This is a genomic window from Bacillus cereus group sp. N6, assembly GCF_016483705.1.
Lineage (GTDB): Bacteria > Bacillota > Bacilli > Bacillales > Bacillaceae_G > Bacillus_A > Bacillus_A wiedmannii.
On the sequence record NZ_JAEHBI010000007.1, the window covers coordinates 26458 to 43539 of the forward strand.

Genomic DNA, 17082 nt, shown 5'->3' on the forward strand with positions numbered 1-17082 from the left:
CTGTTTCATCCGAATATCATGTTGAGAAAGTTTTGCATTCAAAAAAACCAATAGCCAACTAAATTTTAAAAAAATTTAGTTGGCTATTGGTTACTGTAACAAATACGACGGTTACTCCAATTATTGATGCTACTCTATCTATAAATAAAACTGTCAATTCAACATTCGCTACTATTGGAGATACACTCACTTTCACTTCTACCATTATTAATTCCGGGAACACTACCGCAAACAATGTTATTTTTACAGATTTACTGCCAAATAGTACGACATTTATCCCAAATAGTTTTACAGTAAATGGAATAACTATTCCTAATACAAATCCACAAAACGGTATCAATATCGGGAACATAAATTCAAATGCATCAGTTATACTCAGCTTTCAAGTAAACATTACAACAATCCCAAATCCTAATCCAATTCCTAACAAATCATCGCTTCAATATAGCTTTATTGTTGATATAAATGAACCGCCTGTTTCACGAACCGTTCAATCCAATAAAACTTTTACTCAAGTAAATACTGCCTCCGTTATTGCAACAAAAACTGCAAGCAGTACATTTGCTGCTGTTGGAGATACAATTACGTATACAACTACTCTCACTAATAGCGGAAATACTACCGCAAACACACCTGTTTTTATCGATATATTACCACCTGAACTTTCATTCGTTCCTGATAGCTTACAAATTAATACCATCCCAAAACTTGGATTTAGACCAGATAGCGGGATTTCTTTAGACCCCATTCCAGTTGGAGGAACAACAACAATTAGCTTTCAAGCTATCGTTGGCTCAATACCAGCTACAAATCCTACGTTGAATCAATCCAGTACGACATATTCTATCATTGTGGATCCTACCCAGCCGCCAGTGACAGAAACAGCTACAAGTAATCCAACTTTAGTGCAAATTAACGAAGCAATTATTCAAGCAACAAAAAGTGTCGATCGTCTATTTTCTGACATCGCACCCGGAAATTCATTTTTAACTTATACAGTTTTATTGGAGAATATAGGAAACACAACTGCTACTAATATCACTTTTACAGATCCGATTCCAAATAATACAGTATTTATAGAAGATAGCGTTCGAGTAGGTGGGGTTTTATTACCTGGAGTAAATCCGGCGAACGGGATACCAATTGGGGATATTATTGCAGGAGATTTTATAAACGTCACCTTTCGTGTGCAAGTAGTTAGCATCCCAAATCCTATTTTTACAATCGGACCTGGGGGACCAAACTCACCCGTTGTAAACGGAGCTTCTATTAATTATCAATTTATGACAGGGCCTAATTTACCACTCGTTTCACGAAGTACAACATCTAATCCGGTTTCAACACAAATAAATTCCGGAGAAATTTTGGCAATTAAATCTGTAGATAAAACTTTTGCAAAGATCGGGGATACACTTTCCTATACAATTTCATTAAGCAACCCTGGAAATGTCACTTCACAAAATATACTTTTCACGGATATTTTGCCTGATGGAACAACATTTATATCTGGTACTCTTGTAAATGATTCTGGTGCTCAACAAATTGGAAACCCCGCTAACGGAATTCAAGTTGGAAATATAAATCCTGGCAGTACGATTGCTATTACGATAAACGTACTTGTAACAAACATTCCAAGTATAAATCCAATTTCAAATTTTAGTTCTGTACAGTATTCACATGTGGTCAATCCTAGCCAACCTGCCGTATCACAAACGAATATATCTAATACTGTTTCGACAACTATTAATAGTGCTATATTAACTACTACAAAAAGTGCTGATAAATCCATTCTTTCTGTCGGAGATACGATTACGTATACAACCACTATTACAAATACAGGAAATACTGCAGCAACGAATATTACTTTCACAAGCGCTATTCCAGCCAACACTACATTTATACCAAATTCGGTCACAATCAATGGTATGCAGCAACTTGGTGCACGGCCAGCACTTGGAGTCAATATACCCAATATCGCTCCTGGCGAAACAGTAACCGTTACTTTCCAAGTAACTGTTATTTCTATTCCCCCTTCAAGTTCAATTATGGATAACGATACAATTTTATACTCTTATACCGTTGATCCAAGCGCAGCTCCTGTTACTACTTCTACTTCAACGAACAGCGTTACAAACCCTGTACTAGATGCTATGATAACGATGATTAAATCAGTTGATCAAACACTTGTAACACTAGGTGATACTATTACTTATACGACACTTTTAACGAATAGTGGGAATACAAATGCTACGAATATTACGTTTACTGACCTTATTCCAGACGGTACAACGTTCGTTTTGGATAGTGTCACAATAAATGGCATCACACAAACTGGTCTTAATCCTAATACAGGTATTACAATTGGATCAATTGCTCCTAACAGCTCAATAGCAATAGCATTTCAAGTTACCGCTACTTCTACTCCTGTTCAAAATCCTACTGCCAATTCGGCTAGTGCTTCTTACACATTTATCACTGACCCTAATGCCCCTATTGTTTCAAGGAATGTTACTTCAAACACAGTGTTCACTACAATTAACACAGCTATCATTCTTTCATTAAAACAAGTCGATAAATCCTTTAGTCGTATTGGAGACACACTCACCTATACTGTTACTTTAACAAACAATGGAAACTCATCTGCACAAAATGTTATTTTCTCAGATACAATGCCGAGCGGAACTACATTTATTGCAAACTCATTTTCTATTAACGGGGTTTCTCAAAGTGGTGCGGACCCATCGAACGGAGTAAATATTGGGCCTATAACAGCTGGGTCTACAGTAACTGTTTCATTCCAAGTAAACGTGGACTCGTTACCAACCGAGAACCAAATTGTAAATTTCTCATCAACATCGTATCAATTAGTCTCACCGCCTGATCCAGAAACTTCAATTAGTAATCCCGTTTTAACGCAAATTAAAGAAGCTATATTATCCATGACGAAAAATGAAAGTGTCTCCTTTGCAGATATCGGGCAAACTGCTTTTTATACTACGTCTATTTCGAATATAGGAAATACGGATGCAACTAATATTGTATTTACAGATGCATTACCAAGTGGACTCACATTTGTTCCTAACACATTAACTGTTGATGGTGTTTTACAACCTGACGCGAATCCAAATACAGGTGTAGTACTTGCAACACTTCCACCAAATGAAATATATAGTATCGTATTTCAAGTTACGGTTAACAGCATCCCACCTATTAACCCTGCACCAAATATAGCATCAACGACGTATGAGTTTACTGTTGATCCAGGGAATCCGCCAGTATCGAGTGCAGCTACCTCCAATACGACACTTCTTCAAATAAACAACGCAAATATTATTAGCACAAAAACAGCAGATCTTACTTTTGCGGATGTTGGTAATACAATAACATTTACACTTAACCTTCCTAATACCGGGAATGTGGCTGCAACTGATGTTACCGTTATCGATATACTTGATAGCAATTTAAGTTTCGTTCCAAACAGTTTCACAGTTAATGGGCAAACCATTCCAAACGCTGATTTATCTACTGGTGTAAATATCGGTTCAATTAATGGTGGAAACACATCAATTGTCACATTCCAAGCCATCGTTTCAACCCTGCCAATCAACAATCCTATTTCTAATTCGGCTCTTACCACTTACCGTTATATTGTTGATTCAGATCAGCCGTTCATTTCGCCTTCCAATCAATCTAATACAACGACAACACAAGTTAATAGCGCTATCCTTACTGCACAAAAAAATTCAAATGTGGAAACAGTAGATATTGGGCAAGATATTGTCTACTCAGTTACGATTACAAATAGCGGCAATGTTAGTGCGACGAATGTTATTTTTACCGACCTAATTCCAGACGGAACTTCCTTTGAACCGAATAGTTTTACACTTAACGGAACTACCATCCCAAATACAGACATAATGACTGGCGTTCCAGTTGGAGATATCGCACCAAACCAGTTTGTCATCGTAGCATTTCATATTAATGCCAATGAAATTCCACCTATAAATCCAATTACCAATCAAGCTAGCATTAGCTTCCAGCATATCGTTAATCCGGCTAATCCACCTGTTTCAAAAAATATTACTTCTAATAGCGTTACAACAAAAATTGAAAGTGCTATTTTAAACACTATTAAAATAGGAGATAAAGCTTTTGCAACGATTGGTGATACGATTACGTATACAACCACTATTACGAATACAGGAAATATCTCTGCTAACAATGTTGTTTTCTCAGACCCTATACCAACATGGACACAATTTGTGGCAGGATCAGTCATTGTTGATGGCACTTCATTACCATCCGCTTCTATCATTGGCGGTGTTGGCATAAATACAATAACTCCCAAGCAAATCGTAATAATTATGTTCCAAGTGCAAATCATAAGCAACCCAACAACGTTCACACCTGAACTCCAAAACTTAGGATTTGTGAACTTCCAATATAACGTAGGAAATGCATTACAGGCTCAGCCTGGCAATGTGGAAACGAACGTCTTCGTTACTTCTATTAATTCAACAATACTTTCAGCCGTAAAAACTGCTAATACAGCCTTTGCAAACATCGGCGACACGATCACTTATACCGTTTTAATTCAAAATAGTGGCAATACAAACGCTACGAATGTAAATTTCTCAGATCCGATTCCAGCAGGAACAACTCTTGTTGAAAATAGTTTTACTGTAAATGGAAGTACCATTCCAGGTGCAAATCCAAATAACGGAGTGAATATCGGAACCGTTAACGCGGGTAGTTCCTTAACTGCTACTTTCCAAGTCATAGTTACATCTACTCCACCTTCGAATCCAATTACAAACGTTGCATCTATTCAATACGAATTTATAGTTGATCCGGCCTCTCCTCCTGTTACCGGCACAATAAATTCTAATAGTGCTTCCACACAAATTAATAACGCGACTGTTACAACTGTTTTAGAAGCAAATCGTACAATCGTATCTACCTTAGATATAATTACGTATACAGCAACATTAACGAATACTGGAAACTTCCCTGCAAATTCTGTATTACTCATTAACGGAGTTCCTGAAGGGGCATTATTTGTTCCAAATAGTGTCACGCTTAACGGGATTTCACTTCCAGATGCAAGTCCAACTCTCGGTATTCCAGTTGGTATTATCGCACCAGGTGATTCTGCTACTATTACGTTCCAATTTCTTGCAAGTTCTATTCCACCACAAGGAGCGATTATAAATCAAGCACTTACAAGTTACACTTATATTGTCGACCCAAGTCAACCTCCAGTTACAGCAACATCTTCATCTAATACGGTAAATACAGCTGTCGTTGATGCATCGCTATCTGTAATTAAAAATACAGATTCTCTCGTACAATCTACTGACGGTACAATCACTTACACGGTAGTGGTTCAAAATAACGGAAATACAACTGCAAATACAGTTACTTTAACAGATTTGGTCCCAGAAGGAACTGCATTTATTCCAAATAGCGTAACCATAAATGGCGTTTCAGCTCCGGGTGCTGATCCAAACGTAGGAATCTCCTTAAACGCCATTGCACCTTCAGAAATCGTCACCGTCACATTCCAAGTTATCGTTCAATCCATTCCAAACGTGAATCCAATTTCTAATATAGCCCATATTGACTATACTTTTATCGCCGATCCAACTGCTCCTATCATCTCTCGAACAATTACGTCTAATCCAGCTTTCACACAAATTTCGGATGCGAATGTTCTTTCTTTAAAAGCTGTCAATGCACAACAAGCAACAACCGGTGACATTTTGACCTATACGATAACGCTAGAAAATACCGGAAATATTCCAGCTACTAATCTCATATTTTCAGATACGATTCCAGAAGGGACTACATTCGTAGAAAATAGTTTTAAACTTAACGGAACAGCTATAATTGGTGCAAATCCAAATGCAGGTGTTACTTTGCCTAACCTAGTAGCAAACGCTACTCACCTTATTTCGTTCCAAATTCTTATTAACGATTCATTCTCGCAACAATCGATTACAAATCAATCTAATACAACATATACAATTCAACCAGACCCAGGACAACCGCCTATTACCGAAACATCTACAAGTAATATTGTCATTACAAATTTCGTGCAAGCACAATTGACAGTTACAAAAACGTCCAATCCAATAACTGTAGATATTGGCGGAACTATACTTTATATTTCTGAAGTTAAAAATATCGGCAACGTTGACGCAATAAATATTATTTTTACAGATTCTATTCCAGCTGGGACTACATTCGTTCCCTACAGTGTCACAATTAACGGTGTACTTCAGCCAGGTGTAAATCCAGAAAACGGAATACCAATTGGAACGATTACACCAAACAGTTCCAAAACAATACTATTTCAAGTACAAACAAATAATCCACCAACTGCAACCGAAATTGTAAATCAATCATCTGTAAATTACCAATATGTAAGTATTCCTACAGCTCCACCAGTGAATCGCTCTGCAAATTCTAATATCGTTACAACATCACTTCAAAATGCAAATATTATTTCTGTTAAACAGGCGGATGTTACTTTCGTAGCCATCGGGCAAAATATTACCTACACAAATACAATACAAAATATAGGAACTGTTCCAGCTAACAATACGGTGTTCATTGACAACTTTCCAAAAGGTACTATATTCATTGAAGATAGCTTATCAATAAATAATGTGATTCAGCCTGGTGCAAATCCTCAAAATGGAATAACTCTCGGCACGATACAACAAAATGAAACAGTCACTATTTCATTTCAAGTACAACTTACAAATATACCAGAGGGCAACACTGTCATTAACATTTCAGACACTTCGTATGAATACCAAATTGACCCTAGTTCTCCGATTGTTCAGCGTAGATCATTATCAAATGCAGTAAATACTGAAGTGCGGACGGCAAATGTTAGTGCAATTAAATCTGCTAACAGATCTATTACACGTATCGGTCAAATCATCACATATACAGTCGCAGTTACAAACGCTGGTACAGTACCTATTACAAATACTATCCTAATTGACGCAATTGCTGCTGGCACTACATTCGTTCCAAATAGCATCCTTGTAGACGGCATACCAAGACCTAACGAAAATCCAATTACCGGTATCAATCTTGGTATTATCCTTCCAAATAATACGATTATTGTTACGTTCCAAGTAAATGTAGTCTCTATACCTGCACAAAATACTATTAATAATATCGCTGTTATACACTATGAATATAAACCGGAACAAAGCGCACCACCAATTTCAGAAACAACCTCTTCCAATACTACAAATATACAATTTATTGATGTGATTCTTATCGCTACAAAATCTGCTAATAAAGTATTAGCTAATATTGATGACACCATTGAATATACAGTATTCATTCAAAATAACGGATCTACTACAACTAACTCCATCTTTTTTACAGATACTATAGAAGATGGAACAGTATTTATTCCGGGAAGTGTAACAGTTAACAACACTGTACTTCCTGCAGCAGATCCGAATATCGGCTTTTTCATTCCTAATATTGCGTCAGGGCAAGCGACTACAATAACGTTACAAGTTTCCGTTACGAATTTGCCAGCTTTAAATCCAACGCCTAATACTGCAAACATCGTCTACGACTTTATTTTCAATCCTGACTTTGCACCAATTCAAAAATCTACTACTTCCAATACTACTTTCGTCCAAATTAATGATGCTGATATCGTTTCACTGAAAACTGTTGATTTAACTTCTGTAACGATTGGTGACATTTTAACTTATACAACAACTTTAACGAATATAGGAAATGCAGATGCTACTACTGTTGTATTTACAGACAATATACCTGACGGAACAACCTTTATAGAAGGTAGCGTTTTAGTAAATAATATTCCTCAGCTTAACGCGAATCCAAGTACTGGTATACTTGTAGGAACGATTGCTCCTAACGTTTCTATCCCAGTCACATTTTCCGTTACTGTGGTAGCTCTTCCAGCTAGTGGTCGTATTCAAAATCAATCAACTTCTCGTTATACAATTAATAGCGAAGAACAAATATCGACTAGTAATATTACTATCACTGAAGTTATTTCTGCTCATGTAATTGCAACAAAAACAACACCTATCCAATACGCTGACCTACAAACGATTATCCCTTACACAATTTCCATCACGAACAATGGGAATATACAAGTTGAAAACATTATCGTTACAGATATTATCCCGGCGAATACGAGCTTTATAGATAATAGTGTTATTGTGAATGGAAACGCCCGTCCAAGTGACAATCCACTTAACGGGATACGAATTGATAACATTCCGCCTAATACGACAGCAACTATTCTATTTCAAGTACGGGTTACTTCGATTCCGCAAACAAATCCAATCTCTAACACGAGTACAATCGAATACCAATACACCATACCAAACCAGCCGCCTATTACCGAAACTATCATTTCATCAGCTGCCGTAACAGAAATTCATCACGCAAATTTAAATAGTAATAAAGCTGTTGACCGTGCATTTGCAACAGTCGGTGACACGTTAACTTATACGATTACACTCAATCAAACTGGTAATGTTGCAGCGAATAATGTAACCATTCAAGATATGATTCCTCAAGGTACTACATTTATAGAAAATAGCGTCATTGTAAACGGAGAAGCCCTTCCGGAAGTTAATCCAGTAAGTGGTATACCAATTGATACTATAACTGTCGGCGGAAACGCTGTCGCTTCATTCCAAGTAACCGTGACTTCTATCCCAACACCAAATGAATTGACGAACCAAGCCATTACTACTTTTAACTATATAGTCAATCCAAATAATTTACCTGTTACAAACACGACTACAACAAATACCGTCACAACAACTGTCCAAAATGATAATGTCGTTGCCATAAAGTCTGTTAATGCTTCGAATGCTTTACCTAGTCAAACTGTAACGTATACAATTACGATTACGAATAGTGGTAATGTAACAATTGAAGATATTATTGCCATAGACACCGCACCAGTAGATACAACCTTCGTTACAGGCAGCGTTACGATTAACGGAATCAATCAGCCTAATGAAAATCCTGAAAACGGTATTACATTAGGAAGCCTTACTCCTAATGAATCTACTATCCTTACTTTCCAAGTAACAATATCTCCTACAACTCTTCAACCAGCAATTAATAACGATGCTTCTGTTTCCTATACTGTTACCATTGACCCGAATGAACCACCTATTACAATTACAAAGCAAACAAATGTCGTTACAACAACAGTAGTTGATCCTATGGTTCGTATTAACAAAACAGCCGACACATCTATTGCCGTTATAGGTGATATGATTACATTCACATTAGAGGTATTGAACCATTCCCCGATTCCTACGATAAGTACTTCTATTTTAGATACCATTCCAACTGGTACAACATTTATAGAAAACAGCGTAACCATTAACGGCACTCCTGTTCTAAATGTCCGTCCAGACACTGGTATGAATATCGGTGCTTTACCAGCTGGCTCCGTAGCAAAGATAGCATTTAAAGTTCTCGTCACGTCTATCCCTTCAAACAGCACAATTATCAATTCTGCTTCCGTCACAGCCGCCTTCCAATTGACACCACAGGACCCAATTATTACTTTCATTGACAATTCAAATATCGTTCGTATACCAGTTCAATTTATAACTGCAACAGTAGTGAAAGATGCTTCCGTCAGCTCAGCTTATTTAAACCAATATTTTGATTATACGATGCGTATTACGAATACTTCTGATATTTCACTTTCAAATGTTTCATTACAAGATACCATTCCAGCAGGTTTACAATTTATGAACGGTACTGTCTTTATTAACAGCGAACGCTCTCCACTAGCGAATCCGAATATCGGTTTCCTAGTCGCTACTAATTTGGAACCAAACGAAACAATTATCGTATTATTCACAGTACAAGTGATAAGTCCACCTGTTAATAATGAATTTAAAAATACGGCGGATATTTCTTTACAACTTCAAGTCTCGCCTACCGATCCACCAATTACAGTAACCGTTACAAGCAACGAAAACATCGTCACTTTTATTCCGAAAAATCCTGATGAAACACTTCCAAATTTCAATTGTTTCTTTGACGGCGAACGTTTTATACGCATTACCCCTCGAAATATACGAAATTACTTTTGGACTTGGATTTGGTGGCGTTAATTTAAACAAAAAGAGATTGTAGTTTGGTTGAAACCAAATTACAATCTCTTTTTTATTCCCTTTATCGTAATACCTAATAACTCGTCCAAGCATTTACAACCAATCATCATCTCAAGTTATTTTAGTCGTAATAAGCTGACCAGCCTCATTAATTGTTACTTTCCATTTCGCTCCACTAGCAGTCTTCATAATGATACCTTTACTTGCTTCTATTTCAATATCTCCAAACATTCTTCCACCAGTTGTCGCTAACCAAGCATTCCCATTTTCCATCGAAGACCTTGCAAACATACGATTAATCCGAAAACGTTTATGGTCTTGAGAATAACCACTCAATGTAATTCTTACTTTATATAGTTGACTCGCCTTCATATTCGATATAATTGTATCGCCTACATTTAATGGAACATCCGATGCAACAACCCAATTTCCAGTTGCACTTAATGCATATTCAATTTTAATTTTCTGCGGGCTCTCTCCCCATCCAAAATACATTCCAAAACAATTTAACATTTGGATTGGATTTTTCGTAAAATCTAGCTCAATCACAACTGGATTACTATCTGGAACATCGATATAGTTTACACTTTGTTCATCTATTAAATTAAAGCAATTTACGAGATTCCCCCCGTAAGGTAATTTCCCACTTACTTGCTTAACAGTATACTTCTGGGGAGCGTTTACTAAAATATCATCTTGATTCCCTATTAAATGTGGTTTATTTAACGTAATCGGTAACTGAATTCGAAGAGATTCTTCATAGGTAGACGTACAAACATTGTATTGCCCTTTATCTACAATAGTTGTGGAAAGTAAATTTGAAAAAAGGTAGTTACGATGTGAATTAGAAGAAAATTCAATGACAATCTGTTCACTACTCATCCTGTACGTATCCCAAATCATACAATCAAATGTATTATAGGCACCCGTACAACGAATGACTTTTTTCGTTTGCTGTCTACATTGCACTTGAATATCCTGAAACGTATTTCCTGAACTTTCATTTGGTAAATCACTGTTTCCATCAACTTCTATCCCATACTGACATCCATCAATAAATATAGATTGAAATACATTTGCGTTAATCCAGCAAGGTGTATTTATATCATCTATATATTCTGTCTTCAAATGTATTGCAGTTTGAAAGTTTTTAATTTGAATAAAGTTAACTTGAAAGAAACTAATATAATCCCATGCTTTTTGACAATAAAAGTGTATAGCCTTACCTTTATATGACGACGTTGCATTTATTATATTAATATTTGATATAAGAGAGTGATTAGGAACTTCTATTTGTTGTGAACCGGAAACATAAATGACAGCAGATTGAAACACTGGATTTATAACTTGAACTGTACCACCTGTAATAGACGCATTTTGTTGCAGTTCAAACGCATTAAAATCTCCATCAATTTGCAACGTAACAGTAGGATCTAGCTCTAATCTTACATTTGATTTAATAACAATCGGTTTTACAATTTTGTACGTATTTATCCCTGTAATTCTAACCGTCGAAATTCGGTTCGCTACACAATAATTTATAGCTTGTTGAATTGCTAATGAGCTATCATTCCCTGAGTTCGGAACTGCACCAAAACAATCAATATGGACACTATTTTCTGGTGCACAATCTTCTTGGGAAGAAATATATTCTGACAAAATAAATTCACTCCTCATATTACCTTTTTCATATAATATGTGAGTTTTCTCTTAAAAGTTTCTCTAATAAAAAAAACAAACGACTTGCACGGTCATTTGTTTAATTCATATATACTTTTCGTTTCTTCTATCATTTTAGTTAATGAGAAATATCTCTCTGCTTTCTCTCGTGCTTTCAGTCTAATACGATTCACCTTTTCCTCATTTCCTTGTAGTTCCTCAAGCTCACTTGCAAACCCTAATTCGCAATATTCAGATACCAAAACACCTGATTCTCCATCTATTACCGCTTCATTTATTCCGCCAACATCTATTGAAACAATCGGTGTTCCTGTAGCCATTGCTTCAATTACCACCATTGGAAACACTTCACGAAAAGATAATAAAAGTAGGGCATTCATATTTCCTATAAACCTATGCGGCTCTGAAATATTCCCTAACATCTTTACACTTTGCTGCAATCCATACTTTTCTATTTCTTTCATAATAGATTCTTTTTCTGGTCCATCACCAGCAATATAAAACAAAAAGTCATCTCTTTTTTTCAACACATTTGCAATTTTTACAAATAATTGATGGTTTTTCTCCTTGGATAGTCTTGCTAATATCCCTATTTTATAAATAGATTCTGTCTTTTTCTGCTGGAATAAAAATCTTTCAATATCCACACCGTTATAAATTGTCTTTATTTTCTCTTCTGCTACATGCATTGAAATTAAATTATTTTTTTCAAACTCACTTACTGTAATAATATTATTCACATATTTATTTATAAGATAACGAAAAAGAGTTGGCATTTTCTTTTCTAATATCGTTACATTATGTTTCGTATACACGACTTTTATCTTTTTTTTCATGAACTTTTGAATTGAAAAGGCATATAATACCATTCGCAAACTATTTGCATGAATAAGTTCTATCTTTCGTTTACAAATTTCTTTTCGTAAGTAATGAATATTTCTCAAATGATTCCATCGACTAAGTAACATGAAATTTTCTTTTCTAGTAAGAGACTCATATAGTTCTCCCTCACCTGCAGCTGTATAAACCGTAAATTTCTCATCACGCAAATTGCTTTCCAATTTACAAAAATAACTCTCGGCTCCCCCAGTTATCAATTTATCTGTCATCAACAGTATATTCATAATTGCGTCTTCCCAACTACATTGATTTTATTTTTTCTATAGGCATGAAAAGCATACTTACTAAAATAGTAAAAGATTTGCAATGCATTTAGTCGTTTTTGTTCCCTTAATAATTTCCAATACCGAAAAGCGGCTCTAATTTTATTTCTCGAAACAGAATTTGCTACAATTCTATACTTCGCTAACACTTGCTGTATCCCTTTCGCTTCATGTCCTTCATCTAATAAGTTTAGCCATAGCGCTGTATCTTCCGGCTGGACACTAGGCATTTCAATATGCGGAATTTTTTCACGATCAATCATTACTGTTAAACAACCGATAATTGTATTTCCTGCCAAACAATGATAGTCAACAGATTTCGGTACATTCACTTCTCGATTTAATTCATTACCGTTTTCATCGATTAAACTATACGATGCATATGAAAAGGCCACATTCATTTCTTCCATAAATAACAATTGCGTCTGCAATTTATGTGGCAACCATATATCATCGCTATCTAAAAAAGCAATATATCTTCCTCTCGCCTCTTCAAACGCTAAATTCCGAGCTTTAGCAGCACCAACATTTTCTTTTAATGATAATAGTCTAATACGCGAGTCCCCTTCTATTATCTCTTTAATTTTTGCAAGAGATTGGTCCGTTGAAGCGTCATCAACGATAATCATTTCCCAATCTTCATATGATTGATTCTGTACAGATAAAATCGTCTCACCTATAAATCGTATACTATTATAAGAAGGTGTTATTACAGAAACATGAGGCGCCTTATTATGTGCTGATAGACATTGTACCATCTACCTTTCCCCTTCCTTCATATATTGAAATGTACTTCACAACCATTGCTAAAAATAATAAGAACGCTTCGTTAATAATGAGTGACAATGACATCATCTGAAATAAAAATGCAATTATAGTCAATAAAAGGTACGGTTTTTCACGAAACAAAGTATACTGCGTTAACTTGAACATTAATATGAATAAAAAAGCGCTATATAAAAGAAAACCAATTGTACCCGATTCAGATAAAATTTCTAAAAATGTATTGTGTACATATAACTTTTCATTAAATTGAAACTCATAATAATTCGAAAAATTAAACGCACCGATTCCGATATATGGATTGGATAAATAATATTTAAAAGCAGCTTCCCATAATGTAAATCTTCCACTTCCATTATCATGCGAAAAATCAGAAATTCGTTTATTCAATATGTCATCCAATTGGCCACCCATTACACTATTCGATAAACAAAAAATCACTACACCAAACATTAGTAAACTCATTATTATTTTTATTTTTTTTGCAAAACTAGATGTACATACATATACAAAAACGACAAGCACAAGTGCTAATATTCCTCCCCTTGAAAAGGTTAATAAACTTGTCGTAACACATAAAATCAATCCTAAAATGTTCGTCATATTATGTAGGTTTGTCATATAATACATAAAAAATATTGTATTATAAAAAATAAAAATGTTAGGATCATCTAGCAAACCAATTAATCTTGGATATCCTCTATCAACTAATAGTCCAGCAAAAATTTCTCTTTCTTCTCCACCGTACAATCCAAAGTGCTGTAAACCGACTATATACAGTATTAGGCTTACAATATTAAATATGAATCCTACATAGACAATAGATGATTCAAGTGTTGCTATTTCAACATTTCCTAATAAATTTCTCATTATAAAATAACAACCTAAAACAAGTAGCACACCAAAAATCATACGAATACTAGCATTTAAATATATAGAAAGAATTCCACTGAAACAATAGATGAAATAAAATAGCAAAAATACAACTTCATGAAAATATAGCTTTTGAATATGAAAGTTTTTAACTGTTAAACAAAAATATATGACTAAAAAAATCATATATATCTTCAGCGAAAATCCAATATATATGTTGTATTTACTTAACATGACAAATAATATTAAGAGCATAATCCATTTCATCGATATTTTCATATTATTTTCCATAGGCTATATCCCCTGTTTCGTAATATAATCCTTTTTGCGTGTTTTTCTTATAAACGAAAGAAGAAGTTTTTTCAACTCATAATCATATAGGAATATACCAACTACTACGATTAACGTATTCAGAACGAGCGCAATGAAATGATATGTGTGCAATATATATTGCACTCCAATAAAAGTTACACCAAAATAAATTGTATACGGTATTACAATTTGGAATACAATTTTTTTCTTCACTACACTTACCGCTATATACCCAACTAAAGCCACAATTTCAAATAAAACCATAGCGTAAGCCGCTCCTATCACTCCACCAATACTACTAAAGCTATAAAGCATAACCCCACCTATCACTAACGCTATACATTGCACAACCGTTCTTTTATTTTGACGTCCACTCGTTGTTAAGCCGTCAGCTATAGCAATATTTAAACTTTGCAGCACAATGAGAAATGATAATATTTGGAGTGGCTCTACTGCATTTCTCCATTCTTCCTGAAAAAATATAGAAATAAAGTATGGCGCTAAATGATATAAACCTATCGTCATACATATTCCCACAATCGCCATTGATTTTATTTGAAGTAAGTTTAATTTCGTATGCTCTTCTAAATTATTCTGATTATAATGCTTAAAGAGCACTGGATAAAATGCACCTGCAATCACCCCTGGCACTTGATATAAAGCTGCTGGCATCCGATACGCCACTGCGAAAACACCTACCATACTTAATGGCAATGTATAGTTAAGTAAGATAGGTGCTAATTGTGGCGTACTCATTATTAAAAAACCACTAATAATAAAAGGTGTCAATTGCCAAAATAACGCTTTATGAATTACGACCTTCATATTCATACTCGTCTTTCTTTTCATTACATATATGCTGAATACACCACCGATCATATAACCAAATCCATATAAACGAGCAGTTATATAAACTGGTAACTCTCCGAAAATACAAAAACATGTAATGATAATGACAACTGCCGCTGATACAACTTTAATAAGCGCTATATACTTCATACGCTCCGTCAGCTGAAAGTAGGCAATCCCTATATTTTGCCAAGTTAATCCTATTAACATGAAAAACATTACGTTTATCATCATATAAATCAAATTTCTATCCGCATACATATAATGAATAGCAATATAGCCGATTATAGAAATAAAAATAAGTAGAATCATCCTTACTTTTATATACGACGATAAAATTGTCTCTAAGTCTACGCCATCTTTTGCGCCTTCTCGAAGAAACGTATTTGTAAGTCCTAAATCTGTAAAAAATAACATAACAAACGTCACTGCTATAGCAACACTAAACATCCCATAATTTTGTGCATTAAAAAAATTTGCTAAAGCAATTAAACTCACAGCTTGAAGAAGATTAGCTAAAATTGTGCTATAAAATAGATGGATAATATTATTTAAAATAGATCTACCCATACCGGCTCTCCTTTGCAAGCAACCTACTTACATATATTTATCTTGCACCATTACCGTTCAATACTATTAAAACGGTTTTACATAAAATCCGAATGTCCATCTTAATCGTTTTTATTTCAATATACTCCATATCCAATTTCAACTTTTCTTTCGGATCAAGATTATATCCTCCATTTATTTGTGCCCATCCTGTTAACCCTGGCTTCACTATTAAACGATCCTTGAATTCTGGAATATACGTATCAAATTGTTTATAAAAATACTCTCTCTCTGGTCTTGGTCCGACAAAAGACATATCACCTTTTAAAATATTTAAAAGTTGCGGTAACTCATCAATTCTCGTTTTCCTTATAAACGATCCAACTTTAGTAATTCTTGGATCATTTTCATTTGCCCATTGTGGTCCATTTATTTCAGCATCTTTTACCATCGACCTTAATTTAAATACATTAAACTTCCTTCCATTAATCCCTAAACGTTCTTGAAAATAAATTGGAGCTCCTGCTGTTTCGAAAGCAATCATAATACAAAAGAACAACATAATTGGTAGCGTTAATAGTAACAATATGAGTGAAAATATAATATCAAACAAGCGCTTTATACTTCGATTCAAAATACTGGTCTTTTCTTGAGCCGGAATCGTATACAACTTGGCTTGGTTTGTTTCACGAATCATAGATCGTTACCCCCAC

The 17082-nt window shown here is 34.9% G+C and carries 6 protein-coding genes and 1 pseudogene; 1 reads left to right on the forward strand and 6 read right to left on the reverse strand.

Going from position 1 to position 17082, the window contains the following annotated elements; genetic code table 11:
• Nucleotides 1-92 precede the first annotated feature (92 nt).
• Nucleotides 93-10160, forward strand: a pseudogene (locus tag JDS99_RS07930) (cell surface protein); the annotation flags it as partial.
• 111 nt (nt 10161-10271) lie between these two features.
• Here JDS99_RS07930 and JDS99_RS07935 read toward each other — a convergent pair.
• The 6 genes from JDS99_RS07935 to JDS99_RS07960 all read right to left on the reverse strand — a co-directional run bounded on the left by JDS99_RS07935 (nt 10272) and on the right by JDS99_RS07960 (nt 17066).
• Nucleotides 10272-11819: a glycoside hydrolase family protein gene (locus tag JDS99_RS07935; protein ID WP_141555622.1), complete on the reverse strand. Its 1548-nt coding sequence runs from the start codon at nt 11817-11819 to the stop codon at nt 10272-10274.
• A 92-nt stretch (nt 11820-11911) separates the two neighbouring features.
• Nucleotides 11912-12964, reverse strand: coding sequence for a glycosyltransferase family 4 protein (locus JDS99_RS07940; RefSeq protein ID WP_098857553.1), 1053 nt, complete (start codon nt 12962-12964; stop codon nt 11912-11914).
• Nucleotides 12961-13761: a glycosyltransferase family 2 protein gene (locus JDS99_RS07945; protein ID WP_199694906.1), complete on the reverse strand. Its 801-nt coding sequence runs from the start codon at nt 13759-13761 to the stop codon at nt 12961-12963. Before JDS99_RS07945 ends, JDS99_RS07940 begins: the two co-directional genes overlap by 4 nt.
• A complete protein-coding gene (locus JDS99_RS07950) occupies nt 13736-14950 on the reverse strand; it encodes an O-antigen ligase family protein (RefSeq protein ID WP_199694907.1) in 1215 nt (404 codons plus the stop codon). Before JDS99_RS07950 ends, JDS99_RS07945 begins: the two co-directional genes overlap by 26 nt.
• A 3-nt stretch (nt 14951-14953) precedes the next feature.
• The gene (locus tag JDS99_RS07955; RefSeq protein WP_141555623.1) at nt 14954-16390 is read right to left on the reverse strand and encodes an oligosaccharide flippase family protein; all 1437 of its coding nucleotides are present in this window, start codon (nt 16388-16390) and stop codon (nt 14954-14956) included.
• Between the two features lie 37 nt (nt 16391-16427).
• Nucleotides 16428-17066: a sugar transferase gene (locus JDS99_RS07960; protein ID WP_098857556.1), complete on the reverse strand. Its 639-nt coding sequence runs from the start codon at nt 17064-17066 to the stop codon at nt 16428-16430.
• Nucleotides 17067-17082: the final 16 nt, after the last annotated feature.

What these genes read in the sequence shown, in the direction of transcription:
- JDS99_RS07940 (WP_098857553.1), bottom strand. Translation starts at nt 12,964, where the DNA reads ATGAATATACTGTTGATGACAGATAAATTGATAACTGGGGGAGCCGAG.
- JDS99_RS07945 (WP_199694906.1), bottom strand. Translation starts at nt 13,761, where the DNA reads ATGGTACAATGTCTATCAGCACATAATAAGGCGCCTCATGTTTCTGTA.
- JDS99_RS07950 (WP_199694907.1), bottom strand. Translation starts at nt 14,950, where the DNA reads ATGGAAAATAATATGAAAATATCGATGAAATGGATTATGCTCTTAATA.
- JDS99_RS07955 (WP_141555623.1), bottom strand. Translation starts at nt 16,390, where the DNA reads ATGGGTAGATCTATTTTAAATAATATTATCCATCTATTTTATAGCACA.
- JDS99_RS07960 (WP_098857556.1), bottom strand. Translation starts at nt 17,066, where the DNA reads ATGATTCGTGAAACAAACCAAGCCAAGTTGTATACGATTCCGGCTCAA.